Annotated in this window: 31 protein-coding genes; 30 read left to right on the forward strand and 1 reads right to left on the reverse strand. The window is 48.2% G+C overall.

Annotation, left to right across the window (positions count from 1 at the left end):
• The first annotated feature begins 43 nt into the window (after positions 1 to 43).
• The 10 genes from O3661_RS05815 to O3661_RS05860 all read left to right on the forward strand — a co-directional run bounded on the left by O3661_RS05815 (position 44) and on the right by O3661_RS05860 (position 5,347).
• Complete coding sequence (locus O3661_RS05815; RefSeq protein WP_049322386.1) at positions 44 to 979, forward strand: hypothetical protein; 936 nt, start codon at positions 44 to 46, stop codon at positions 977 to 979.
• An 82-nt stretch (positions 980 to 1,061) separates the two neighbouring features.
• The gene (locus tag O3661_RS05820) at positions 1,062 to 1,325 is read left to right on the forward strand and encodes a Gp49 family protein (RefSeq protein ID WP_263341770.1); all 264 of its coding nucleotides are present in this window, start codon (positions 1,062 to 1,064) and stop codon (positions 1,323 to 1,325) included.
• 3 nt (positions 1,326 to 1,328) lie between these two features.
• A complete protein-coding gene (locus O3661_RS05825; RefSeq protein WP_371492619.1) occupies positions 1,329 to 1,661 on the forward strand; it encodes a capsid cement protein in 333 nt (110 codons plus the stop codon).
• A 2-nt stretch (positions 1,662 to 1,663) separates the two neighbouring features.
• The gene (locus O3661_RS05830) at positions 1,664 to 1,930 is read left to right on the forward strand and encodes a hypothetical protein (protein ID WP_063068501.1); all 267 of its coding nucleotides are present in this window, start codon (positions 1,664 to 1,666) and stop codon (positions 1,928 to 1,930) included.
• A complete protein-coding gene (locus O3661_RS05835; protein ID WP_371492620.1) occupies positions 1,930 to 2,358 on the forward strand; it encodes a gp436 family protein in 429 nt (142 codons plus the stop codon). Before O3661_RS05830 ends, O3661_RS05835 begins: the two co-directional genes overlap by 1 nt.
• A gap of 2 nt (positions 2,359 to 2,360) precedes the next feature.
• Positions 2,361 to 2,864: a Gp37 family protein gene (locus O3661_RS05840; protein ID WP_049332827.1), complete on the forward strand. Its 504-nt coding sequence runs from the start codon at positions 2,361 to 2,363 to the stop codon at positions 2,862 to 2,864.
• Positions 2,864 to 4,258, forward strand: coding sequence for a phage tail sheath family protein (locus O3661_RS05845; protein ID WP_371492621.1), 1,395 nt, complete (start codon positions 2,864 to 2,866; stop codon positions 4,256 to 4,258). Before O3661_RS05840 ends, O3661_RS05845 begins: the two co-directional genes overlap by 1 nt.
• Before the next feature lie 11 nt (positions 4,259 to 4,269).
• The gene (locus O3661_RS05850) at positions 4,270 to 4,785 is read left to right on the forward strand and encodes a phage major tail tube protein (RefSeq protein ID WP_049322393.1); all 516 of its coding nucleotides are present in this window, start codon (positions 4,270 to 4,272) and stop codon (positions 4,783 to 4,785) included.
• Between the two features lie 102 nt (positions 4,786 to 4,887).
• On the forward strand, positions 4,888 to 5,184 hold the full coding sequence (locus tag O3661_RS05855; protein WP_049322394.1) for a phage tail assembly protein: 297 nt from the start codon (positions 4,888 to 4,890) through the stop codon (positions 5,182 to 5,184).
• Positions 5,185 to 5,206: 22 nt separating this feature from the next.
• Entirely contained in the window at positions 5,207 to 5,347 is a 141-nt protein-coding gene (locus O3661_RS05860) for a GpE family phage tail protein (protein WP_232445004.1), read from the forward strand.
• On the opposite strand, the gene O3661_RS05865 is transcribed toward O3661_RS05860, so the two are convergent.
• Positions 5,344 to 5,550: a hypothetical protein gene (locus O3661_RS05865; protein WP_049322395.1), complete on the reverse strand. Its 207-nt coding sequence runs from the start codon at positions 5,548 to 5,550 to the stop codon at positions 5,344 to 5,346. The two genes, O3661_RS05860 and O3661_RS05865, sit on opposite strands and share 4 nt — an antisense overlap.
• Positions 5,551 to 5,587: 37 nt before the next feature.
• Between O3661_RS05865 and O3661_RS05870 the strand changes: the two genes are divergently transcribed.
• The 20 genes from O3661_RS05870 to O3661_RS05965 all read left to right on the forward strand — a co-directional run bounded on the left by O3661_RS05870 (position 5,588) and on the right by O3661_RS05965 (position 23,153).
• Complete coding sequence (locus O3661_RS05870; protein ID WP_049332797.1) at positions 5,588 to 7,858, forward strand: phage tail tape measure protein; 2,271 nt, start codon at positions 5,588 to 5,590, stop codon at positions 7,856 to 7,858.
• A complete protein-coding gene (locus O3661_RS05875) occupies positions 7,858 to 8,754 on the forward strand; it encodes a phage tail protein (RefSeq protein ID WP_049332799.1) in 897 nt (298 codons plus the stop codon). Before O3661_RS05870 ends, O3661_RS05875 begins: the two co-directional genes overlap by 1 nt.
• Positions 8,751 to 8,969: a tail protein X gene (locus O3661_RS05880; RefSeq protein ID WP_371492622.1), complete on the forward strand. Its 219-nt coding sequence runs from the start codon at positions 8,751 to 8,753 to the stop codon at positions 8,967 to 8,969. Before O3661_RS05875 ends, O3661_RS05880 begins: the two co-directional genes overlap by 4 nt.
• 10 nt (positions 8,970 to 8,979) lie before the next feature.
• Positions 8,980 to 10,080, forward strand: coding sequence for a phage late control D family protein (locus O3661_RS05885; protein ID WP_371492623.1), 1,101 nt, complete (start codon positions 8,980 to 8,982; stop codon positions 10,078 to 10,080).
• Positions 10,064 to 10,672 carry a phage baseplate assembly protein V gene (locus tag O3661_RS05890; protein ID WP_371492625.1) on the forward strand — a complete coding sequence of 203 codons (609 nt, stop codon included), beginning with the start codon at positions 10,064 to 10,066 and terminating at the stop codon, positions 10,670 to 10,672. Before O3661_RS05885 ends, O3661_RS05890 begins: the two co-directional genes overlap by 17 nt.
• 78 nt (positions 10,673 to 10,750) lie before the next feature.
• Positions 10,751 to 11,128: a GPW/gp25 family protein gene (locus O3661_RS05895; RefSeq protein ID WP_070822354.1), complete on the forward strand. Its 378-nt coding sequence runs from the start codon at positions 10,751 to 10,753 to the stop codon at positions 11,126 to 11,128.
• A 41-nt stretch (positions 11,129 to 11,169) separates the two neighbouring features.
• Positions 11,170 to 12,285 (forward strand): baseplate J/gp47 family protein, encoded by a 1,116-nt coding sequence (locus O3661_RS05900; RefSeq protein ID WP_371492627.1) that lies wholly within the window; start codon positions 11,170 to 11,172, stop codon positions 12,283 to 12,285.
• On the forward strand, positions 12,278 to 12,856 hold the full coding sequence (locus O3661_RS05905; protein WP_371492629.1) for a phage tail protein: 579 nt from the start codon (positions 12,278 to 12,280) through the stop codon (positions 12,854 to 12,856). The genes O3661_RS05900 and O3661_RS05905 overlap by 8 nt, the downstream gene beginning before the upstream one ends.
• 2 nt (positions 12,857 to 12,858) lie before the next feature.
• A complete protein-coding gene (locus O3661_RS05910) occupies positions 12,859 to 15,273 on the forward strand; it encodes a tail fiber domain-containing protein (protein ID WP_371492630.1) in 2,415 nt (804 codons plus the stop codon).
• The gene (locus O3661_RS05915) at positions 15,270 to 15,893 is read left to right on the forward strand and encodes a hypothetical protein (protein WP_371492631.1); all 624 of its coding nucleotides are present in this window, start codon (positions 15,270 to 15,272) and stop codon (positions 15,891 to 15,893) included. Before O3661_RS05910 ends, O3661_RS05915 begins: the two co-directional genes overlap by 4 nt.
• A 2-nt stretch (positions 15,894 to 15,895) precedes the next feature.
• Entirely contained in the window at positions 15,896 to 16,363 is a 468-nt protein-coding gene (locus O3661_RS05920; RefSeq protein ID WP_371492633.1) for a hypothetical protein, read from the forward strand.
• 1 nt (position 16,364) lies between these two features.
• Complete coding sequence (locus tag O3661_RS05925) at positions 16,365 to 17,576, forward strand: hypothetical protein (RefSeq protein WP_371492634.1); 1,212 nt, start codon at positions 16,365 to 16,367, stop codon at positions 17,574 to 17,576.
• Between the two features lie 139 nt (positions 17,577 to 17,715).
• The gene (locus tag O3661_RS05930) at positions 17,716 to 17,823 is read left to right on the forward strand and encodes a Com family DNA-binding transcriptional regulator (RefSeq protein ID WP_107831888.1); all 108 of its coding nucleotides are present in this window, start codon (positions 17,716 to 17,718) and stop codon (positions 17,821 to 17,823) included.
• Between the two features lie 51 nt (positions 17,824 to 17,874).
• Entirely contained in the window at positions 17,875 to 18,645 is a 771-nt protein-coding gene (locus O3661_RS05935; protein WP_049332814.1) for a DNA adenine methylase, read from the forward strand.
• Positions 18,646 to 18,874: 229 nt separating this feature from the next.
• Positions 18,875 to 19,273 carry a DUF350 domain-containing protein gene (locus O3661_RS05940; RefSeq protein ID WP_039861961.1) on the forward strand — a complete coding sequence of 133 codons (399 nt, stop codon included), beginning with the start codon at positions 18,875 to 18,877 and terminating at the stop codon, positions 19,271 to 19,273.
• Between the two features lie 50 nt (positions 19,274 to 19,323).
• Positions 19,324 to 20,337 carry an SPFH domain-containing protein gene (locus O3661_RS05945; RefSeq protein WP_070838552.1) on the forward strand — a complete coding sequence of 338 codons (1,014 nt, stop codon included), beginning with the start codon at positions 19,324 to 19,326 and terminating at the stop codon, positions 20,335 to 20,337.
• 160 nt (positions 20,338 to 20,497) lie between these two features.
• The gene (locus O3661_RS05950; protein WP_371492635.1) at positions 20,498 to 22,018 is read left to right on the forward strand and encodes a DUF4178 domain-containing protein; all 1,521 of its coding nucleotides are present in this window, start codon (positions 20,498 to 20,500) and stop codon (positions 22,016 to 22,018) included.
• Between the two features lies 1 nt (position 22,019).
• A complete protein-coding gene (locus O3661_RS05955) occupies positions 22,020 to 22,166 on the forward strand; it encodes a hypothetical protein (RefSeq protein WP_162837292.1) in 147 nt (48 codons plus the stop codon).
• Complete coding sequence (gene speD / locus O3661_RS05960; protein ID WP_371492636.1) at positions 22,163 to 22,546, forward strand: adenosylmethionine decarboxylase; 384 nt, start codon at positions 22,163 to 22,165, stop codon at positions 22,544 to 22,546. Before O3661_RS05955 ends, speD begins: the two co-directional genes overlap by 4 nt.
• Before the next feature lie 25 nt (positions 22,547 to 22,571).
• Positions 22,572 to 23,153 (forward strand): hypothetical protein, encoded by a 582-nt coding sequence (locus O3661_RS05965; protein WP_371492637.1) that lies wholly within the window; start codon positions 22,572 to 22,574, stop codon positions 23,151 to 23,153.
• The last annotated feature ends 61 nt before the right edge of the window (positions 23,154 to 23,214 follow it).

Consider the following 23,214-nt stretch of genomic DNA (forward strand, 5'->3'; position numbering starts at 1 on the left):
AAAAGCGACGATGTCGTCGCATTTCAATTTGAAAGGATGAACGATGAGTTCTCATTTGCGCCGCCTTCGCGGTCAGGTCGATCCAGTTTTAACCAATCTGGCAGTCGGTTATAAAAACGCGGAATTTATTGCCGAGAAAATTTTCCCTCAAGTATTCACTGATAAAGAAGGCGTACAGGTGCCGGTGTTTGGCAAAGGCTCTTTTGTCGAATACGACACAAAGCGTGCCGTCGGTGCGGCGTCTAATGTGATTACGTTGGATGCGCCGAACTATCTGCCGATTGTGTTGGAAGAACACGATTTAGCGGCTGGTGTGGATTACCGTGAGCAAGCGGAATCGCTGTTTAACGAGCAAGCCAAAGCTACCCGTCGCGCTACCAAGGGTGTGCAACTGCGCCAAGAAATCGAAACGGCTGCTTTGCTGCAGGCTAAATCTGCTTATCAGAGTGGCCACACTAAAGATTTGGCGGCTACGAAAAAGTGGAGTGCCGATAATTCAGACCCGTTGGCCGATATTGAAAGTGCACGTGAAACCGTCCGTGCAGCTTGCGGTGTGCGCCCCGGCGTATTGGTAGTAGGTGCCAGCGTATTGTCTCAACTCAAGCGCAATAAGGCTCTCCTCGCCTCCCTGTCCGCCAATGACCGTAAATCTCTGTTGACTGTCGAGCAGTTGAAAAACCTGCTGGAACTGGATGACATCATTGTCGGTCAGGCTGTTTCATCTGTTGCAACCGGCAAACCCACCAAGGATGTTTGGGGTAAATTTGCCAGCCTGATTGTTCGACCCGATTTGGTTTCAGACGGCAATGACGAAGGCGAACCTGCATTCGGTTATACCTTCCGCCGCCGTGGCATGCCTGTGGTCGACCGTTATGAAGAAGTTGGCGGCAAAGTCGAATACGCCCGTTATACCGATATCCGCAAAGCGGCTGTGGTGGGTAGTGCGTGCGGTTTCTTGTTTGAAAACGCAGTAGATTAATTGACAAGGCCGTCTGAAACGAAAGTAGTAACCAGTCTGTGAAACAGTGGGGAAGTAATTTCAGACAGCCTATGGAGAAAAGATGTTTCAAATTACCAAGGAAGCTTTGGAACAAAAAATAGCCTCAGTTTCGTTTTCGCGTATCGGTGAAACGACCACGGTTTGCTCTCTGACTTTGGATAGCGGCTTCGTCGTAATCGGTCAGTCTGCCTGTATCGATCCAAAGGCATTTAACGAAAGTATCGGCTGCGATCTTGCCCGTGAAAATGCCTTAAACAAGCTTTGGGAGCTTGAGGGTTATCACGTTAAAGAAACTTTATACGCTGCCAAGATGGCACAGGAGTAAAACATGGCACAAACAAAACAAGTAGTTTTGGTAACTACCATTACCGCAACAGGCGCGATTGTGAAAAACCGCTTTGTTAATTTTAAAGGCGCACAGGCTAAAGTCGGCGAGGCCGTTTTGGGTGTCGCTCCATATGATGTTGAAACTGGTGATACTGCTGCAGTCGATGTGGTCGGTATCGCTGTTGTCGAATCAGGTGGCGCAGTGGATATCGGTGCCGAAGTAGGCGCAGACGCACAAGGCTGTGCAGTATCCGGTGCAGCAAAAATTGCCGGTACGGCTCTGACTGCTGCAACCGCCGCAGGTGAAACTGTTCGTGTATTGTTGAAAGGTTAATCATGGCTAAGGTTTATATCGCAAACACTGCATTGATTCTTGAAGACGAAGCCGGTAAGCAATTCCGTGTGGAAGCAGGTGAAGCAGTTGAGTTGACACCTGAACAATACGAATCAGTGGCCGCTCATGTGACGCCGACGGCAACTACAGGCGAAGAGCTGGATGCACAACAGGCAGAAGCTCAAGAGAAAACGCCGTCTGAATCTAATCCGACTGAAGATCCTGAGTCCAAAACCAAAACGCAACGCAAAACAAAGGCGGACGCGTAATGTACTACATCAACGCCGAGAATATGCTCAAGGCTATGAGTAAGCCGGAATTGGTGCAGTTGACCAACGATGAGCCGCGCGCGACTGACCCTGACTGGGATGTGGTCGATGAAGCGATTCGGTATGCCTGTGATTTGGTTGACGGCTACTTGCGCGGACGCTACCCGCTGCCTCTCAAGTCGGTGCCGACGGTGTTGCCGCCATTGTGTATCAACATTGCCCGCCATTTCCTGCACTCGCGCCGCATCAATCGGGTGGATTTCCCGAAGACGTTGGAGACTGCCTACAACGCGACTCTGAAAACGTTGGAAGCCATCCGCGACGGCAAAATCCATATCGGCGTTGATACTTTGGACAAAGAGGCGCAGCCGGAGCCAGGTGCGTATCACACGCGTGGCGGTTCGCGTATTGACATGACGGGGTATTGATTGTGAGTGCGACACGTCCTGTTATTGACGCGGTAGTTGAGCATTTGCAGACGGCCATTCCATGGGTCATCGTGGAAGCGTTCCCCGAAAGGCCGTCTGAATACCAGTTTATCCACCCGACCGGTGCGATTTTGGTGGGCTACGGTGGCAGTAAGTTCACTGATTTGGAACATTTGGGCAACATTGCCCAGCAGCGCGACATGACGCTGGTGTTAACCGTTATCGGCAGCAATCTGCACGGCGATGAAGGCACGCTGGCGATTTTAGACGAAGCCCGGTTGGCGATTGTCGGCTTCCGCCCTCCAAACTGTCTGCCGTGTCATTTATTGCAAGAGCGTTTTTTAAACGAAGATGCCGGTGCATGGCAGTATGAGCTGACCGTTCAGACGGAAACTCAACAAGTCGAAGTTTGTAAGCCCAATACCAATCCCTTGCTCATTAAGGTGCATGGCCGCTTGAATGGAAATGCATTAAACCCTGATTTAAAAACTAAGGAGAATTCATAATGGCAGCAGCCTATCATCATGGTACGGAGACCATCCGTATTGACGGTGGTTCTAATCCTGTCTATACCGTTGACGGTGCGATTACGGCTATTGTCGGTACTGCACCAGTCGGTGCGGTCAACGAATTGACTGTGTGTCAAACCAAGAAAGACTTTGCACAATTTGGCGGTGAGCTGGCCGGTAAAGGCTTTACTTTGCCTGATGCGGCCAATATTTGGACACGTTATGCTTCTGGTGTGGCTTATGTGATTAACGTGTGCGATCCCGCACGCCATAAGACCCAAGTACAGAACGAAGTATTGACCGTCGACAGCAATACCTTGACGGCCTATACCGCCAAACCTGCACTGCTTGCCGGTTATGCCCTGACTGACGGCGCATCCGCACTGACCGAAGGCCAGCACTACACCATCAACACGCTAACCGGCGAGATTGTGTATAAAACCAAACCGACCGCCCCGAAAATCAGTTACAGCTACGTAGACCCGACCAAAGTAACAGAGGCCGACATCATCGGTGCATATGTCGCGGCTACCGGACAGCGCACGGGCTTGGAGCTGCTCTCAGAAGGCTACAATCGCCAAGGCGCAGATGCCAAAATCATTATTGTGCCGAATTACGACGAAACGGCTACCGTCGCCGCCAAAATGATTACCGTGGCCGACAACCTGAATGCAATTGCCTATATCAACGCACCTGAAGGCACGACCTTGAGCAAAGCTCTCGAAGGCCGTGGGCCATTGGGTACGATTAATTTTCAGACATCAAGCGACCGTGCCGAGCTGTTTTTCCCGCATGTGATCGGTCTGCTGGGTATGGAATCACTGGCTACCCACGCTGCCGGTCTGCGCATGAAGACCGATGTCGAGCAGGGTTATTGGTTCAGTAAATCAAACCGCGAACTCTTGGGCGTAACTGGCGTGGAAATCGGTCTGACTGCTCGCGCCGACGACCCGCAGTCCGAAACCAACCGCCTGAATGAAAAAGGCATTACGACTGTCTTCAATTCCTACGGTACAGGCTATCGTATGTGGGGTAACCGCCTTGCCTGTTTCCCAACTACTTCTCACATCAAGAACTTTGAGGTAGCCCAACGTACCGGCGACTTGATTGACGAGTCCATCCGTCGCGCCGAATTGCAATATGTCGACCGCCCGATTGACGAAGCCTTGCTCGACAGCCTGCTGGAAACCGTCCGTACCTACATGAGTACGTTGCCGTCCATCGTCGGCTTCTCTCTGAGTTTGGACTACGACTACGATTTGGTCGACGCATTCAGCAAAGGCCAAGTCCCCATCGTTTATGAATACACGCCGAAAATTCCGGCCGAACGCCTGACCAATACTTCGGTAATGACCCGCAAATATCTGGCCAACTTGGTCAGCGGCAATTAAGGAGCTGAAACATGGCGCAATTAAATGCAATTTACAATGCCAACGTCTATATCGACGGCAACAATCTACTGGGCAAGGCGGCAGAAATTACCGCGCCTGAAGTCGAGTTCACCATGGATGAAGTCACCGGCTTGGGTCTTTTCGGTACGATCAAGCTGCCAAGCGGCATGGAGGCTTTGGAATCCGAAATCACATGGAACAGCTTTTATCCCGAAGTGGCCGCACGCAGCAAGAATCCGTTTAAAGCGGTGCAGCTGATGATTCGTTCTAACCTGCAAACATTCGACGCAGCAGGTTTGCAGAAAGAAGTGCCGATGGTCACTACCATGACCGGCACATTCGGCAAAGATGCGTTGGGTGGCTTTAAACCAAAAGAAAAGGCAGAGTTTTCCAGCACTTTCCATGTAAATGAAGTCCGCCAAGTCGCTGATGGCCGAGAGCTCTTCTACTACAACTCCTTCAATAATATTCTGCGCGTGGACGGCGTAGATGTATTGGCACAGATGCGTAAAAACATCGGCGCATAAGTATTAAAACACATTAAAAGCCGGTTCAGACGGCCTTTGGCAGAATTGCTGTATCTTTCTTGGGTACAGCAATTTTTTATTGATTTTCAAAAGGATTAAATGATGACTGAAGCACAAAAACTGCAAGAAAACTTGGGTGCAACCAAAACTGTAAAGCTGAAATATCCTGTACGTTTGGCGACGGGCGAAAACCTGACCGAACTGAAACTGCGCCGTCCGCGTGTGGGTGATTTGCGTGCTGTGGCGCACTTGAGCAGCGATGCCGAGCAGGAGTTGACGATTTTCGCGCGCATCACAGGTTTGGTGCCTGAAGATTTGGACGAGCTGGATTTGTATGACTACAAACAGGTGCAAGACTGGTTTCGTCGCTCACAAGAAGACGAAGCCGCTGCTGAGTAATAAAGAAGCCGATGAGAAGCTTTTGAATGCTGTTGCTGATTTGGCTTGGTGGTTTGGCTGGAGTGTTCAAGAAGTGTATGCCATGCCGCTTGATGAGTTTGAAGACTGGCAAAAAGAAGCAGCCCGCCAAATCAAGGCGGGCTACAGGAAGTCTTCAATTTAGTTTCGGGTAAAAAATTTATAGAGAATACCCAAAAAGGCGATGAGTAATATTACTGGGATTAAAGTGAGCGGAGCGAAAATGCCGTAAGCAATCCCCATCGCCCAATTTCCTTTAATGCTACCGATTATGAATCCTAGAAGGATTGCTGCTGAAACCAGTTTTTCAGCTGGGAAATCGATAGCAAAATCAAAAAATTTATTCATTTTTAAATCCCTCAATATCTACTTAGGATAATAAATCATGTCCGCAGATTTGGCAATCGGTGTAAAGGTCGGTTTTGCTGCCGGGGCAGCGATTTCAGGTCTGAAAAGTCTTAAAGGTTCAATCAAAAGTCTGAATGACGAACAACAACGCTTGTCTGCACGGCAACGTTTGATTGGTCAGACTTTGCAAAATCCGCTGCGGATGTCACGGCAACGCGTAAATGAATTACGGCGTGAATATACCCAACTTGGCACAGCTATCGATAAAGTTCGTAAAAAACAACTCAAACTTTCCAATATTGATACAAAACTTGGTCATCTGAAAGAACAGCGTGGAAAAATGCGCGAACAGGTAATGTCAGTTGTATCAATTGGTGCGACGGCTGTTGTCCCGGTCAAATTGGCCATGGACTTTGAATCTTCAATGGCTGATGTGAAAAAAGTCGTGGACTTTGATACACCACAGCAATTCAAGCAAATGGGCAATGATATTCTCGCCCTAACCCGCAAAATTCCAATGGCAGCAGAGGAATTGGCCGCTATTGCTGCTTCGGGCGGTCAACTTGGTATAGCTCGGAACGATATTATTGGCTTTACGGAAACGATTGCCAAGATGTCGGTTGCTTTTGATATGTCCGCAGATCAGGCCGGTGAAAGTATGGCTAAGCTGGCCAATGTCTATAAGATTCCTATTGAGCAGATTGGTAAGCTTGGCGATGCAATTAACCATTTATCCAATAATAGCCCCGCAAAAGCTTCAGATATTGTCAATGCATTAGGACGTGTCGGTGGTGTGGCCAAACAGTTTGGATTGACTGAGCTACAGACTGCCTCTTTAGCAAATACTTTTATCAGTTTGGGTAAGTCTCCCGAGGTTGCCGGTACGGCAATTAATGGGATGCTGACCAAGTTGATGACTGCCGACAAACAAGGGAAAAAATTTCAAGCAACCTTGCAGATGATGGGCCTGGAATCAAAAGATTTGAAAAAAGCGATTTCCGAAAATGGGGAACAAGCTTTACAGGATTTTTTGAAGACGTTGAATAAGCTGCCCAAAGAACAACAAATGGGTGCATTGGTTGATTTATTCGGATTGGAGTACGCGGATGACATCGCAGTCTTGGCTGGTAATGTAGATCTTTACGAGAAATCAATCAGAGCTTTAAAGGATACAGGAAAAGATGGCAAGTTGAGTTTCGAAGGTTCGATGAGTAAAGAGTTTGCTGCTCGCTCAGAGACTACAGCTGCCAATTGGGAAATCTTTAAAAACAGCTTGAAAGAGTTGGGGATTGTTATTGGCTCGACATTACTACCAGCGATTAATTCTTTAATGTCATCTATCGCGCCCATTATTCATAGTATTTCTGATTGGGCGGCTGCCAATCCTACATTGACCCGTACACTGATTGGTTTTATAGGTGGTTTGGCCTTATTTAAAACCACGCTCCTTGGCGGTATGTTTATCGTCAATATCTTCCGCACGGGGATTTTACAGATTACCGGCCTATTCATGCGTTTAGGCATGTTATTGATGGCCAATCCTATTGGTATTGCTATAGGCTTGTTAGCTGTGGCTGCATATTTGCTTTATGACAATTGGTCTGCTGTCGTTGGTGGTGCAAAGGCATTATGGCAAAGCTTAGTAACATTTTTCAGTGGACTTTGGGCAAAAATCACAGCCTTCTTCAGTAGTGGCATAGGCAATATTGCAGAAACCATTCTCAATTTTTCACCACTCGGTTTGTTCTATCAGGCATTTGCTGGTGTGATGAGCTGGTTTGGAGTAACCCTACCGTCAACCTTTTCCGGCTTTGGTCGGATGCTGATTCAGGGATTGATCAATGGCATTAAATCAGCGGCGGCAGCTGTATATAACACAATTGCATCTATCGGTAATTCGATTAAGGCAAAATTCCAGGCGGTAATGGATATCCATTCTCCAAGTCGTGAATTCCGCCGTTTCGGTGGCTTTATCACTCAAGGTTTGGACATCGGTATCCGTCGCACGGCCAGTCGGCCAATCGGTACTATCGGCACATGGGCAGGCCGTCTGAAAGACAGTTTTACGAACCGTGTCGGTCAGTTACGTGCTGATGTTGCTGCGCGTGTATCCGGTCATCGTGCAGATTTCGAGCAGGCGCGGCAGGCTGCGTCCGCCACTGGCGGTGTGACCATCCATTTTAATCCGACCATCAACGCGCCAGGTGGTAACCCTGCACAAATTCAGACGGCCTTGCAAATGGGCTTGCGCGAATTTGAAACGCTGTTTCAACGTATGATGGCCGACCGTGAACGGAGGGCTTTCTGATGTATGCAATGTTGGGCGATGTACGGTTTGAAACCTTGCAAAGTTTTTCCAGCTTGGAAGCGCAGCACTCGGCCAAGTTTGCCAAGCATGAAGTGCTTAAGGGAAGACCACGCCTGCAGGCGATGGAAAATGAGCTGACCACGCTGAGATTTGGGTTAAAGCTGCATTGGATGTTGGGGAATCCCGACACGGCCTACAAGGGCTTACTGGCTGCTCTGGAGGCGCAGCAGGCAGTGTCGTTGGTTTATGGTTCAGGGCGATTTGTCGGTTGGTTTGTAATTGAAAACCTGACCGAGCGCACATTGATTCAGGATAGCAAAGGCCGTACCGCCGCGCGTGAGCTGGATGTGGAGCTGACCGAGTTTGTCGGCGACCCAAATAATCCGCTGCCAACACCAGCGATTATCAGCGGCAAACAAAATCCATTACTGTCCCTGCTGCCCGAGTCGGTTCAGGCACAGGCGTCTGAGGTAATCAAAGCGGTTGAGACAGGAGTAAAAATTTATAGGGCTGCAGAAAGTGGCATTGAACAAGTACGAGGCATTATTACAGCGGCGAAAGAGCTAAAAAATGATCCTGCCGGGCTTTTGCACTTGGTCGGTGATGCACTTGGTGTTGCTGCGCCGGTTCTACAAAACTTAAACGGCATTGGAGAAGTGACGGCTGTTGTTGGTGACTTGACGAGCGCAACAAAACTGGCAGAGCAGCTCGGTATGGCTGGAAATGCGCTTGGTAATACGGTTGCAAGCCTAAGATCGGGTTATGAGAGCGGTTCAGTCGGAGGTTGGTTGGATGCCGCCGGCGCATCCATTATGACGGCAACAGAGGCGATGGCGAATGGAGCGTCAGCAGTTGAAACTTTGACTGGATGGCTTGCAACACGGAGTGATTCATGAGTGCAGTTTTACGTTATATAACTAAAGACGGTGACCGCTGGGATTTGATTGCCCATAAGCACTACGGCAACGCGCTACTGATTAACGGCCTTATTGCGGCAAATCCGCATTTGCCGTTGGCGGAAGAGTTTGTCAGCGGCTTGACGGTGTTTGTGCCGGTGCTGGAAAGCAAACCAAAAAACAGTCAGGCCGATTTGCCGCCTTGGATGCGCTGAAGGGGTTGAGATGGATATTAAAGGTTTTTTGTCCGGCTTGGACGCTCAGGGTGGTACGGGTGGCACTCATCCGGTAACCAAGCCGGATTTCACACTGAGCTACGAAAACAAAGACATCACCGGCGACATTGCACCGTATCTGATTTCCTTTGTTTATACAGATTATCTTGAGGGGCAATCTGATGAGCTACAGGTAGAATTTGAAGATACCGACGGCCGCTGGCTGCGTGGCTGGTATCCTGAGCAAGGCGATGCACTTGCGTTGAGTTTGGGCGACCAATTTACCGGTTTGGTGGCATTGGGCAGCTTTGAGATCGCTGAAATTGAGTATAACCATCCTCCGTCAACGGTAAGCATGAAGGCTTTGTCTGCAGGTATCAGTAAAGCAAGCCGTACCTTAAAAGGTCGTGCGTATGAAAATACCACGCTTGCAGAGATTGTTCGTCAAGTGGCAGGCCGTTTGAAATTGCAGCTTACCGGGCAAGTTAAAGACATCAAAATAAAACGCGTAACTCAGTATCAGGAACGCGACGTTGAGTTTTTAAGCCGGTTGGCCAAAGAGTATGGCCACACCTTCAAAATTGTCGGGGATAAGCTGGTGTTTACCGATAATGCTACCCTGAAAGAGCGTGAAGCCGTGGTGGTGTTGAGTCCAGAAGATATGATGAGAATTCGTCTACGTGACTTGATTAAAGGCGTGCCAACCCAGGTTGAGATGCGCGGTTATGACCCGAAAACCAAAAAAACGGTGTCTGCTAAGCGGAAAACAAAACCTTTACGCCCCAAATCTAAACGTGGCCACACTGGTGACACCTTGAAAATAGTGCCGAATAAAGGAGAGAGCCAAGCGCAGCTTAATGCTCGTGCCGATGCCAAACTGGCTGACGCACAAGACGATCAATGTGCCGGGGACATCACGTTGTTCGGCAATGCGCTGCTGGTTGCAGGGCAAACCGTTAGGCTGAAAAACATGGGTAAGTTTTCCGGTAAGTATCTGGTGAAGCAAGCGCGGCATGAATATCGCAGCAACAGTGGCTACACGACAGAGCTGGAGATTAAGATGATTGAGTATATTGATGACGAGGAGCAGCAGGATGCAACAAACCCATGATTTCGGGGCAACCCTACAATTCGGCGTGGTATCGGCGGTAGATGAAGCCGGTCACAATCTGCGCGTCAAAATCCCTGCCCTGGAAGACATGGAAACCGACTGGCTGCCGATGATTACACTGGCTGCCGGTGGTAATCAGTTTTACAGCCTGCCTGACGAAGGTGAGCAAGTTGTCTGCTTGCTGGACGCGCGCGGCGAAAACGGCTGTGTGATTGGCGCAATTTACAGCACAGCCGATAAGCCTCCTGCAAGCAATAAAGACAAATGGATACGCCGATTTAAAAATGGCACTGTGATTGAGCATGACCGTGCCAGCGGGGATGTTTCTGTTCAGACTGACGGAGTGGTTAAAATTAAAGCTGGAGCCAAAGTGTCTATCGAAACTCCAGAAACGATGGTTAGCGGAAATACGACAGTCAATGGATTGTTGACTTATACAGCTGGTCTGTCAGCAGTTAATTCAGGTGGTGGTGATGCTGCAAATATTGAGGGTACTATGGTAGTGAATGGTGAGATTATCCTCAATGGGATTCCTTTGTCCCAACATAAACATCCCGGGGACTCTGGTGGTAAAACTGGTTTACCTGAATAGTCTTTAATCCGTTTTAAAATCAGTTTTAGACGGCCTTTCATAAAATCCCTGTATTCATTACGGATACAGGGATTTCTTATGCAATTCGACACGCCGATTTCCAAACACTGGCAGCTCGCCCCCGGCGACAGCGGCTTGGCTCAGGGCGTGGACGATATTGATCTGTGTATTCATAACATTTTGTCTACGAGAAAAGGCTCGGATGTAACTCGTCCGGACTTTGGCAGCAACCATTTCGATTACATCGACACGCCGGAAGACGTGTTTGTGCCAAATATCGTACGTGAAGTCGTATTGGCTATTCAGACATGGGAAAAACGCGCCGGCGTCGAAGACGTAACCTTTAGCGGCCACGCCCCACACATCACTATGACCGTACGCTGGCGTGTGGCCGATGATGTATCGGGCGAGGTCTATAGCACGGCTGTGAATTTGGAGAATGCAACGTGGATTTAAACAATTTAAAGCGTGAAGACGTCAAGGTCGTAGATGATGATTTGCAGACGATTTTGGCCGATACCATTGCTAGATATGAGCGCGACAGTGGCAAAACCTTGCAACCGGCTCATATCGAACGTTTGCTGATTAATGTGTACGCCTACCGTGAAGCATTGACTCGTCAGCAGGTGAATGAAGCCTACCGCCAACAGCACGTGCGCTTTGCGACTGGTTTGATGTTGGATTTATGTGGCGACGATGTGGCCACGCCACGATTGGAGGCACAACCTGCACTGACAACATTGCGATTTTCGTGTGATGCCAACTTGTCTGCAGAACAGGTTTTTATACCGGTTGGTACTCAAGTTAGCGTAGGTGAACTGACTTTTAAAACGACCACATCGGCAACTTTGTCATCCAGCCGTAATACGGTCGATTTACCGGCGCAATGCACAATAACCGGAACAGCCGGAAATGGCTGGACAATCGGTCAAATCAATACTTTGGTCAAGCCACTGCATGATGAGATTGACGTTGAGGTCAGCAATATTACTGTATCGTCCGGCGGAGTTGTTATTGAGAGTGACGACTCCTACCGAGAGCGTATTTTGCTTGCCTTTGAAGCATTCTCAGTCGGAGGACCGAGAAAGGCTTACGAGTATTACGCACGCAGGGTTTCACAAGCGATTGTTGGTGTCCACGTCGGCAACGATGTTGATTCTTCCGGAAACGCGATTGGCGGCACGGTAGCCGTTACGTTGCTGACGACTGACGGACTGCCCGGCCAAGAATTGATTGACAAGGTGTCAGCGGCATTGAGCGATGAGACGGTACGTCCACTCTGTGACACTGTGATCGTGCGTGCGCCAGAAGTGGTGGAATACAAAATTGATGCCCGCTTGGTGCTGTTCAAAGGAGCTGATTCAAAATCGGTCTTAGCTGCTGCCAGCGCGGCTTGGTCAGACTATGAAACCGCCCGCTATTCCAAGCTCGGCAAAGATGTTGTGCCTTTGGATATTCAGACGGCCTTGAAGGTAAGCGGCGTGTACAACGTCATTTTGTCCAATCAGTATGGCGAATTGCGCGACAGCGATGCCATTTTGATTGCGCCTAATCAATGGGCGCGGTGCGTGTCATTTGGGCTGTCCGTCGATATGGAGCAGCAGGATGGCTAAGCTCAAATATGCCTTAATTATCGACCAAGACCCACGCTTTACGCGTTTGGCTAATCTCAGTAATGGCTACAGACGACTCACACTCACTAAGCTCATTCCACGTTTGCTTGAGCAAGTAGATGATAAACACCTTGAACTGTTGGCCGAGAGCCGAAGCATGGTTGGCTCAGACGGTTATTGGTTGGCCAAAGACAATAAAACCCGTCGCAAGCTCATTAAAGATGCCGTATTTTTGCACCGTCGCAAAGGTACACCATGGGCGGTGCGTGAAATCTGCCGCCGTTTGGGGTTTGGCGAAATCAAACTGATTGAGGGATTGGGCGGCCAAATCTACGACGGCAGTATTAATCATAAAGGCATTTATATGTATGGCGACCATAGATTGTGGGCGCACTACTCAATTATTTTCAACCGGCCGATTACCAATACGGAAGCCCTCCTGTTGCGGGAAACACTTCCGGCCTTTGCACCAGCACGCTGCGTATTGGTGCGTTTGGACTATCAGGACACACCGCTTTATTACAACGGCAAAGTAAATTTTGACGGCGATTACAATTTCGGAGCAGCTTAAAGATGGCAACAATACAAGAAAATAAAGTCACCCCAGAATGGGTGGACGATTTATATCAAATCGAAATGACCGACCCAGTTATGGGAGGGGCAGATGGTGTAGCGAATCGCCAGGCCAAGCAGTTGGGAGCGCGAACACAGTGGTTGAAGAAGAAGTATGAAAATCAAGAAGATGAATTTAATAAATATAAAAAATCCGTTGAATCAGCTACAGAGCTCAAGGCAGGGATTACTAAACTAACTTCTGACATCGTGAAACATAAGGATGATGGTGGTTATGCAGTCACTCCTAAAGCTATTGTGGATTATCTCGCTTCCCAAAGTGTATCAGTCAAAGATGTAAATGAATTAAGAAACTACGAAAGTAACGGTTTATATGTCAATGTGAGTGGTTATTACGCGTCTACCCCTGGTATTGGTGGTGGGCTGTTTGTCGCAGCCCCAAATGACAAAACCAGTGTCGACAATGGCGGTACCATTATCGTTGCCTCCAACGGTATGCGTTGGCACCGTCTGCATTTTAGTGTCTTAAGTTTACGTGATTTTGGATATGACTCCAACCGCAACAATGAAGTTGCTGCATTTAACGCTGCTGATACTGCTGGTTTAAATGTAGTGATGGATTGTTTAGGATTAACTATTGATGTTGGCAATAACTATCCGCATGGCAATAAATATACAAACGGAAAATTTAACATCAACGGAAAAATTGTTGATGTGCAATATCAGACACCCCGCACGGGCATTGGCCGTTTTATTACTGGTTCTGGTGCAGCAGCCAACCTCAAATCGAATGAATGGACCGGTGCAGGTTTAATCGCTATTGGCGAAGGCGCAATGGGGCAGATGGAAAAATGTGTTTCCGCAATCGCTATTGGTGACCGTGCGCAGGGTTTTTCTAAAGTAAGCAGGGACAATATTGCTATTGGAGCTGACAGCTTAATCAACGTACAAGCTGAAACAGAATGGTATGAACAGTCAAAAATGGCTGGCACGCGCAACATCGGCATTGGCGGCAATGCAGGCCGTGGAATCACAAGTGGCTTTTCAAATGTCGCAATTGGGCGAAATGCCGGGCAAGGATTGAGTTCAGGGTCATCAAATATTGCACTTGGCGCAGGCGCGATGGCAGGGACAGCCCCAGTCGGATTAACGGGCGAAATCGAAGTTTTCTGGCCATCCCCAACCTCAAAAACAATCGCAATCGGCGAAGCCGTACTGCAATCATATCAAGGCCGCGCAGCTCAAACTGCCATTGGCGGGAGCGCGGCGCGAAATACAAAAATGGCTGAAAAAGTTACCGTAATCGGCGCGGCGGCAATGGAGAACCTGGAAAGAAACCGCGCTCCAAATGGCGGAGATGTTGTCTGGACGGGAACCGAAGTAGGTACCTACGCCCAATCTGGAAAAAGCATTACGCTTACATTTCCCAACATTCGTGGTGCGCAAGCGAATTATTGGGTGGGCATACGCCTTACATCAGGCACGGCGCAAACCTTACAAAACGACGTCGTCCCGGCTCAGGTTGTATCGGTGAACGGCAATACATTCACCATTCAAAGCTCTAAAGAACTGACCGCCACCGGTGCAGCTGAGCTGAAATACGTCTATTCTGCAAATTCAGCTGCTACTAAAAACGAAGAGTTGACCATCATCGGCTCAAACGCGATGAATAAGGCTTTGACTGCAGGATATTCAACAATCATCGGCGCAGATGCCGCGTTGTTTGGAGACAATTATCTAAAAACGACCGCAATCGGGGCGTCATCATTGCGAACAGGCACCCATATTTCAACCACCGCTATTGGGTATTGGACAATCCCTACGGCAAGCAGTGAGCAATGCGTTGTTATTGGTGATAGTGCCGGGTATCGAAATGTCCAAGGCGATATTTTAAAAGGCAAAATCACAAACTCCATCGCCATCGGCTATGGCGCGCGAATCAATGGCGATAACGAAATCCAAATCGGCACAAACGGGCAAACCCTATATGCCCCGACCGCTGTCAACATCCGCTCCGATGGCCGCGATAAAACCGACATCAAACCGCTTTCAGACGGCCTGAAATTTATCATGAAATTGAAGCCGGTCACAGGCTACTACGACCGCCGCGATGCTTATGTTGACGAATTGTTTGCCGATTTTCCAGAAGAAGAACGCGCAGTCAAAGTCCGCGAATGGTGGAAGAACCCAACAAAAGACGGCCGTCATAAAGAAGACCGTTTGCAGCATTGGTTTATCGCACAAGACATTGCCGCACTGGAAGATGAATATGGCCGCCTGCCGATGGTAAATGAAAAGAACGATACATACACCATCGAATACGAAACGTTCATCCCAGTTTTGACTAAAGCCATTCAAGAAATGGCCGCAAGAATTGAAACATTAGAAACCGAAATCAAGGAATTGAAAAAATGACAAGATGTGTAATTGATTCAGACGACCTGTTCGTAGAAGAGCAATATTTTGATGACGGCCGCCAAAGTATCGAAGCCGAAGTTCCGCCGCTGAAAGAAAACCAAGCGGCAAGATGGACGGGCGAGAGCTGGGAGATTATTCCCGATTATCGCGGCGTCTTGGTATTTACCAAAGATGGCGAGCAAATCTGGCAACAAATCGGAAGCCTGCCTGATGGCGTCAGCCTGACCCCGCCTGAATCGGTAAATATTGACGGCTTAAAATCCGTAAAACTCGTCGCATTAAATGCTGCCGCTCAGGCTTTTATTAACAAGCACGCTGGTATCGACAGCGTACCTGAATTTGAGTTTGCAAGCTGGGCAATTCAAGCCGCCGAAGCGAAGGCTTGGCAGGCAGATAAAGCCGCGTCAACGCCGGTGCTTGACGGCATTGCCACAGCCCGTGGTATCCCGGCTGATACGCTTAAGGCTGCTGCGTTGCGTAAAACGCTGGCTTATGAGCAACTTGCCGCCCATGTGGCAGGCCAGCGCCAAGCGCTGCAAAGCAAAATTGAAGCTGCTAAGAAACAATCTGATTTAGACAAAATCGAGATTGTATTCTCTTTGCCGGAGGCCGTCTGAAAATGGCAAAAGTCTATTTGGCTTTATATAAAGGCCGCAAGACGATAAAAACGCCCAAGGACTTGGCTTTCCGCATTATCGAATGGGTAATACGCAAAGTTACCGGCGGTCAATATTCTCACTGTGAAATTGCGGTGTCGGTAGAGTTTTCAGACGGCCTCTTTGATTGCTATTCATCATCTTTTCGTGATGGTGGTGTGCGCTGCAAACGTATGCCGTTGCCTGCCGAAAAGTGGGATTTGATTGTGCTGGATAATCAACAAATTGTCATGGAGCGTCTGTTTTCTTTGTGGAGATGCACTAAGGGCAAGCGCTATGATTTATTGGGTGTGTTATGCGTGACATCGTTTTTCCGTCGTTTTTTGAGGCAGTCGGCGGACAAATGGTTCTGCTCGGAATGGTGCGGGGCAGTAATGGGAGTAGCCGAGCCATCATTATGTTCGCCGGTTGACTTGAGAAAGGCCGTCTGAAATGCAGCCGAAAACAAAAAACTTCACTCTTTATCGCGGCGACACGCACTTGTTTAAGGTGAGATTGACCGCCGAATCAACTCCGTTGGATTTGTCTCATACGCATTTTCAAATGGATATCGTGGCCGGGGATGGTTCGGTAGTTCGTCCTGAAATCAAGGTTGCGGACAATTTGGTTGTATTACTATTTCCGTCCGCCTTAACCCGTAGTTTAACCTGGCTCCGTGCATCTTATGACTTACGTGCGGTTTGCGGAAATGTGGTTAAAACCTATCTGCAAGGCGAGATTCAAGTTAAACCGAGTGTAACGAATGTTGTTGTTGATTTGTCGGATGATGAGCCGCCCGCAGAGACAGTTAATGTTGATGTCAGCGGTCAGGCAATTATTGTGTTGCCGTCAGCTGGTAGCACAACTGATTCTGCGGTTATTGACGGTTTATTGGCCAAGATTCAGCAGCTTGAGGTCGCCGTTAAGGATGCCGATGAAAGCTCTGAAATCGCAGCATTGTCTGAACAATTGGCCGTTGCTCAAGCGGCAATTAAGTCTGCTGGTTCATTAGAAGGCCGTCTGAAGTTATTGGAAAGTAGCAGTGCGAATATTTCTGAACAGGCGGTGGAACTGGCGAAACAAAAGGCTGAGCTGGATAATGCATTGAATAAACTGGTTGAGTCTGATGCAACAGTTTCTGCTTTGAAGAGTCAATTGGAGATCTTGCGTATCCAGTTTGATTCAGCCAAGGGCAGTGATGAGATTGAAGCCCTACATCTGAAAATTTCTAAAGTAATGGCCGACTTGGAAGTTGCAAAGCAGTCTGCAGCCGCAGCTGAAGAAAGTGAGGAGTTGGCTGCGTTACAAAAGAAAATCGAAGACCTACAGACATTATCGGAAACACAGAGCAGCATTACTGCTGAAATTGCAGAACTCAGAAGACTTCTCGGTTTACGTAAATGTGAAAAGATTCATTTGACCCAAGATTTATGGGCAGATGGCGGATATACATGGTTGGAGGCTAAGTTCAAGAATACTTACAATGATCCAAAGGTATATCTGGCTCTTGAACATAAAACGATGGTCGTCTTGTTCCTCAATCATAACTTTGGGGCAAAAACTGACCGTAGCGTCAGAATTCGCACTAATTATGACAAGCCTAAGATTGACGTTGATTACTCTGTCTTCTTATATGTAGAAGAATGGAGCGATTCAATTAGTTAAAAGAGAAACGGCTGCGCGGCGGTGTCCTACCACCGTTCTCCGCGCCAGCCTCAGCAGTCCATACCTGCGTTAGCCTTTTTTACCGTACCTCGCGCGAGGCACGGTGATTCTATCACTAACGATAAGGGAACTGTGAAAAATGAAATGCCGTTGCAAAAATTGTTTTAAACTTTTGGCTGTTGGCCGTGGCTGCTTTGAAATCAAGTGTCCACGCTGCAAACTGCTGAATCAATTTAAAACAGAGTAATTCAAATCTGAGTGCCTTTGAGTACCTATACTTAATATATAAGGAGTAGTTATGACTCAAAAGCCTCTGCCTATCGTCCCATGGATGGGTGGCAAACGCCGTTTGGCAAAACATTTGTTACCCATGTTCCCCGAGCATACTTGTTACGTTGAGCTGTTTGCCGGTGGTGCAGCATTATTCTTTATGCGACCGCAACCAGCAAAGGTTGAAGTATTGAATGACTTGAATGGTCAACTTATCAATCTATATCGTGTTGTACAGCACCATTTTGATGAATTTGTGCGCCAATTCCAATGGACACTAACCAGCCGAGAAGTATTTGCAAGACTCCAATCAACACCTCCTGACTGCATGACCGATATTCAGCGTGCCGCACGTTTTTTCTATCTGCAACATAATGCCTTTGGAGGCAAAATTTGCGATCAGCACTTTGGAACAGCTACAACTGGTAAGGCATGGAATGCAGCTCAAATTGCAGATAAACTTCAAGTTGCTCGTAATCGGTTGAGTGGCGTATATGTGGAAAATGAATCATGGGAGCGTTGTTTTCAACGGTACGACCGAGAGCATACATTTTTCTACGCAGACCCCCCGTATTGGCAAACTGCAGGCTATGATCGCTCATTTGATTGGCATCAGTATGAGCTGCTGGCTAAAATGATGCGCGAATGTAAGGGTAAAGTCATGCTCTCTATCAACGACCACCCAGATATCCGTGAATTGTTTAAAGGCTTCCGAATTACCGAACTGAACCTGGTATATTCTATTAGTCGAGATAAAACACAAAAAACAAGTGGAGAGCTAGTTATCTGCAATTGGTAAAAAGCGACGGTGTCGTCGCGTTATAGAAAAAATCCTGCCTAAGATTGGCAGGATTTGAAAATAGCTTTCACATTATGAAATAAAAGAGCATTTCATTTTTCTCAAAAAATCGTCTGATTTATCTCGGCGCGCTTCAGCCTGAAGTGCTTCTAAAAATGCCATATTTTCCGAAGGGTTTATCTTCAAAAATATGGCATAATCACTTTATTGCAAACCAAGGAATCTTATCGTGAGTATTTCTCTGTCCCAATATCTGCTCTACCTGCAATACATGTTGGCAGGTATCGCCATGACCGTTGTTTTTGCTGCCGTATATCTGCGGATTACACCCGTTGAAGAATTGCGCCTGATTAAAAACGGCAACCTTGCCTGCGCCTTGTCATTTGGCGGCGCGTTGGTCGGTTTCTGTCTGACGCTGGCATCAAGTATTGCACACAGCGTCAGCTTCATCGATTTTATCCTGTGGGCCCTTGCCGCAGCCGTAATTCAGATTTTTGTCTATTTCGCTGCGACAATGATGATTAAAGGCGCTACCGCAGAACTCATCGGTAATAATGTCGCCGTCGGCGCGTTATTTGGCGCAGTATCCATTTCGATTGGCATTTTGAACGCTGCTTGTTTGACTTGAATACCCATACCTTGAATTTTGTATCCCTATTTATTTTATAAGGAGTTGAAATGTTCAACTTTATCAAGAAACAGTTTATCGACGTTATTCAATGGCCGAATCCCGATGACAGCCTGCTGATGTGGCGTTTTCCGATTGCCGATGAGGAGATCCAAAACGGTGCGAGCCTGACTGTGCGTGAGGCGCAGATGGCGATGTTTGTCGATGAAGGCGTAACCGCCGACGTGTTCGGACCGGGGCGTTACACGCTTAATACGCAAACGCTGCCAGTGCTGACCAACTTGAAAAACTGGGACAAGCTTTTTGAGTCTCCGTTTAAATCGGATGTTTACTTTTTCAATACCAAACAACAGCTCGCACGAAAATGGGGTACGTCCCAACCTGTTACCGTGCGCGATGCCGAGTTTGGCGCGGTGCAACTGCGTTCGTTCGGTATGTATTCTTACCGCATCAGCGATCCGGCAAAATTTTTCAAAGAAGTCAGCGGCGTGGCGGCGCAATACAGCGGTGTAGACTTGGAAAACCAACTGCGCAATATTGCAGTCACCCAATTGGCGGCCGCGTTTGGTAGCTCCGGTATCCCATTTTTGGATATGGCGGCGAACCAAGTTTTGCTGTCGCAAAAAATCGGCGAATTGCTTGGCGCGGAATTTGCCAAGCTGGGTTTGGCGCTGGAAAACTTCACTGTTGAAAGCATTACCTTGCCTGCGTCTATTCAGGCTGCATTGGATAAGAAAATTTCAATGGGCGTTATCGGCGATTTGGGACGTTACACCCAATATCAAACCGCCGAATCCATCCCGCTTGCGGCACAAAATGAAGGCGGACTTGCCGGAATCGGTGCAGGTTTGGGCGTGGGTGCCGGTATTGGTCAGGCGATGGCGGGTGCTATGTCAGGCATGATGCAGCCGAATGCGCAACAGGCTCAGCAAAATGTTCAGCCGGCTGCCGAAGATCCGCAGGCGAAATTGGTGAAACTCAAGTCTTTGCTGGATGGCGGTTTGATTTCGCAAGAAGATTTTGATAAAGCTAAGGCTGAAGTGTTGAAACAGTTGATTGGTTAATCAATTGAAGGCCGTCTGAAAAATATCATTCAAAGAAGCGTTGAGTTGCTTCTATGAAAAGGTTTCAGACGGCCTTTCAAATGATTTGATTAAGCCTGTTCGACTTCAAAAACGTTAAGGCCGTCTGAAACACTCCAACCCATTCTGAAAAAGCAAACCCATGTCTCAAACTCCTTTCTTCAAAACCGACTGCCCAAGCTGCGGCGCACCTGTCGAAGCGCATTCTGCTTCTGCCGTGACGCTGGTGTGCGGCTATTGCAACAGCATGCTGGTGCGGAAAGATAACGGCGTTGTCGACTCCGGCCGCGACTCCGCATTGCTGGAAGATTTTAGTCCGCTGCAAATCGGAACCAGCGGCACATTTGTCGCACAACGCTTTACCTTGGTTGGACGGCTTCAGGTGCAATACGACGATGGTGCGTGGAATGAATGGTATACGCTGTTTGACGACGGCAGAGCCGGTTGGCTTTCTGAGGCGGGTGATTTATATGTGATGACCATGCCGGTCGAAATCGATAGTCCGCCGAGATTTGAAGACACGCGAGCTGGGTTTAGTGAGCTGACTTTTCAAGATAAACGCTATATTGCCTCTGATGTCCGCAAAATCAGCTTGAAACGCGCGGCCGCACAGGGCGAGCTGCCGTTTGTTTTAAAAGAGGATACAGAAAATCGGGTTTCCGACTGGCGTTGCGAAAACCTTTTCATCACGCTCGATTACAGCGACGACACCCCCGAAACCTTCTTCGGCCGCATGGTGAACTTGGATGATTTGAAGTTGGAAAACACCCGCAGCGAAGACGAAATCAAAGAAAGCGCAGGCCGTCTGAAAGGCAGTATTTCCTCAGAAAACTGTCCCAACTGCGGCTCGTCCGTCCACTGGGTCAACGGCCTCACCGCCCATCTCAACTGCCCAAGCTGCGGCAGCGAATTGGCAATCGGCAAAGACAAAGCCGAACTCATTACCGCCAACGCCATGCGCACGGCGCAGCAAAGCCTGTTTACCCTGCCCGTCGGCAGACAAGGCCGTCTGAAAAACCGCGAATTTTACGTTATGGGCGCGGTCAGATACGCCGAAACAGACGCGCAGGAAACATTTGAAAACCTGTTCAGCGGCCTCAACCGCACGCTCACGCCCGAAGGTCAATGGTCGGAGTATCTGCTTTACAACCCGACGCAGGGGTTTCTGTGGCTGGTCGAATCCGATGACGGCTGGAACCTTTCCCAAACCCAAAACACATGGCCGCGCCTCGACCGCAACCACCAACCGCAAGGCTGCGGCAAACTTTACGACTACGGCGGCAGGGTCGAAGTCGCTGCCGGTGCGTTCTACTGGCGCATCCGAAGCGGCGATTTGAACTATTACAGCGACTACCGCGACGGACAAAACCGCAAACTTTGTGCCGAATTGAACAATCACGAAATGGCATGGAGTAGAAGTGCCCCCATTGCTTATCGGGAAATTGCAGATGCGTTTAATCTGACCAGCCAAGCTCCGCATTACACTGCAAACATGGCGGCGGACGGTATTGATAAATCATTAAGAATCATAATGACCGCCATCTTGGTTATCGTCAATCTCCCTGCGTTTCTGACCGGCGACAGTTCTGCTGCGCTTACCGTCATCTTTATAGGATGCTGGTTGTTGTGGACCATGGGCAAAAAAGACGAAGACGAGGATTAACATGTCGAGAATTACTTACATCATTTTCAGCACCATCATCATCGTCATCTCCATGATCATCAGCTACGGCTCTTCCGATTCTGACGGCTCGCGTATGCACTCCGGCGGCTATTACGGCGGCAGCGGCTATTCTGGAGGCCATAAATGACCCACATGCCCGGTAATCATGGTCTATTGGACTTATATGGCTGCGATGAAGCCATCTTAAAAGATGAAGGCCGTCTGAAAACTACTTTGGTAGCTGCTGCCCAAGCCGCAGAAGCCACCATATTGACCGAACACTTCCATACCTTCGGCGGCGCAGGCGGCGTAACCGGCGTTTTGCTGCTTGCCGAGTCCCATATCAGTATCCACACTTGGCCTGAACACCGCTTCGCTGCTATTGATGCATTTATTTGCGGCGGTATGAAATTGGAAAAAGTGAAGGAAATCTTGTGCAGGGAGTTGGCGGCAGAAAGGGCTGTTTGGACGGTTGCGCAACGTGGCGAAGGTATATTGGACGATATACAACCATCGGTTGAACAATAAAATCTGTCAGGCCGTCTGAAAAAAATTGGCTGATAGTAAATTAGATAACAAATTTTGTATAAAAAGGCTTTTAAACAAAATGCTTAAAATAAAATATTGGAAGAGAAACAGAAGTTTGCCATTGGTTATTTACTTGCTTGCGGGTTTGTTTTTGCTTGGAGTGGAAAGTGCCGAAGCAAAAAAATTAACACATGAACGTACCGAGTATTGCCGTAATCAAGTTTATGTCAGTAATAACCAAGGAGCATCCCTGCAAGCTCAACTGGACGATAAAGCATCTTCAATCGCTCAATTGCACCATATGCAATACCTTTGCGTTATTGGTAATGGCAGCAAAAATACCGAAGAAGGATACTCTTGGATAAAAGTAAAAAAAGTACCTTTGGCAATCAAAGAAAACCAAATCAGTTGCCATGATATGAGCCTGCCTGACAACTGCACCAAACCTACCGATTTCCCGACTGAATGGAAAATCAAACCGCCCAAAGGCAAAAAATGTCGTCTTTCCACTCATGTTGATAATGAAGGTCAGTTGCTTATTGTCGCAAAAGGCGTTTGCCCGACCGGATGGGTAAAAGAGAGAGATGTACAATTTTTTGCCGATTAGTAAACTTGGCTTTAGTTAAAGAAAACAAAGTTCACCATATGGCAGAACAATCAAGAAAAAA

Origin of the sequence: Neisseria sp. 20925_1_37 (assembly GCF_041433255.1) — a bacterium.
In the GTDB taxonomy this organism is placed as follows: Bacteria; Pseudomonadota; Gammaproteobacteria; order Burkholderiales; family Neisseriaceae; genus Neisseria; species Neisseria flavescens_D.

Bases quoted from the DNA above. Each gene is read 5' to 3' on its own strand.
- speD (WP_371492636.1), top strand. From the start codon at position 22,163: ATGACCCACATGCCCGGTAATCATGGTCTATTGGACTTATATGGCTGC.
- O3661_RS05885 (WP_371492623.1), top strand. From the start codon at position 8,980: ATGGATATTAAAGGTTTTTTGTCCGGCTTGGACGCTCAGGGTGGTACG.
- O3661_RS05925 (WP_371492634.1), top strand. From the start codon at position 16,365: ATGCAGCCGAAAACAAAAAACTTCACTCTTTATCGCGGCGACACGCAC.
- O3661_RS05945 (WP_070838552.1), top strand. From the start codon at position 19,324: ATGTTCAACTTTATCAAGAAACAGTTTATCGACGTTATTCAATGGCCG.
- O3661_RS05845 (WP_371492621.1), top strand. From the start codon at position 2,864: ATGGCAGCAGCCTATCATCATGGTACGGAGACCATCCGTATTGACGGT.
- O3661_RS05825 (WP_371492619.1), top strand. From the start codon at position 1,329: ATGGCACAAACAAAACAAGTAGTTTTGGTAACTACCATTACCGCAACA.
- O3661_RS05870 (WP_049332797.1), top strand. From the start codon at position 5,588: ATGTCCGCAGATTTGGCAATCGGTGTAAAGGTCGGTTTTGCTGCCGGG.
- O3661_RS05850 (WP_049322393.1), top strand. From the start codon at position 4,270: ATGGCGCAATTAAATGCAATTTACAATGCCAACGTCTATATCGACGGC.
- O3661_RS05950 (WP_371492635.1), top strand. From the start codon at position 20,498: ATGTCTCAAACTCCTTTCTTCAAAACCGACTGCCCAAGCTGCGGCGCA.
- O3661_RS05910 (WP_371492630.1), top strand. From the start codon at position 12,859: ATGGCAACAATACAAGAAAATAAAGTCACCCCAGAATGGGTGGACGAT.
- O3661_RS05890 (WP_371492625.1), top strand. From the start codon at position 10,064: ATGCAACAAACCCATGATTTCGGGGCAACCCTACAATTCGGCGTGGTA.
- O3661_RS05880 (WP_371492622.1), top strand. From the start codon at position 8,751: ATGAGTGCAGTTTTACGTTATATAACTAAAGACGGTGACCGCTGGGAT.
- O3661_RS05905 (WP_371492629.1), top strand. From the start codon at position 12,278: ATGGCTAAGCTCAAATATGCCTTAATTATCGACCAAGACCCACGCTTT.
- O3661_RS05955 (WP_162837292.1), top strand. From the start codon at position 22,020: ATGTCGAGAATTACTTACATCATTTTCAGCACCATCATCATCGTCATC.
- O3661_RS05920 (WP_371492633.1), top strand. From the start codon at position 15,896: ATGGCAAAAGTCTATTTGGCTTTATATAAAGGCCGCAAGACGATAAAA.
- O3661_RS05930 (WP_107831888.1), top strand. From the start codon at position 17,716: ATGAAATGCCGTTGCAAAAATTGTTTTAAACTTTTGGCTGTTGGCCGT.
- O3661_RS05875 (WP_049332799.1), top strand. From the start codon at position 7,858: ATGTATGCAATGTTGGGCGATGTACGGTTTGAAACCTTGCAAAGTTTT.
- O3661_RS05835 (WP_371492620.1), top strand. From the start codon at position 1,930: ATGTACTACATCAACGCCGAGAATATGCTCAAGGCTATGAGTAAGCCG.
- O3661_RS05865 (WP_049322395.1), bottom strand. From the start codon at position 5,550: ATGAATAAATTTTTTGATTTTGCTATCGATTTCCCAGCTGAAAAACTG.
- O3661_RS05915 (WP_371492631.1), top strand. From the start codon at position 15,270: ATGACAAGATGTGTAATTGATTCAGACGACCTGTTCGTAGAAGAGCAA.
- O3661_RS05935 (WP_049332814.1), top strand. From the start codon at position 17,875: ATGACTCAAAAGCCTCTGCCTATCGTCCCATGGATGGGTGGCAAACGC.
- O3661_RS05820 (WP_263341770.1), top strand. From the start codon at position 1,062: ATGTTTCAAATTACCAAGGAAGCTTTGGAACAAAAAATAGCCTCAGTT.
- O3661_RS05830 (WP_063068501.1), top strand. From the start codon at position 1,664: ATGGCTAAGGTTTATATCGCAAACACTGCATTGATTCTTGAAGACGAA.
- O3661_RS05895 (WP_070822354.1), top strand. From the start codon at position 10,751: ATGCAATTCGACACGCCGATTTCCAAACACTGGCAGCTCGCCCCCGGC.
- O3661_RS05815 (WP_049322386.1), top strand. From the start codon at position 44: ATGAGTTCTCATTTGCGCCGCCTTCGCGGTCAGGTCGATCCAGTTTTA.
- O3661_RS05855 (WP_049322394.1), top strand. From the start codon at position 4,888: ATGACTGAAGCACAAAAACTGCAAGAAAACTTGGGTGCAACCAAAACT.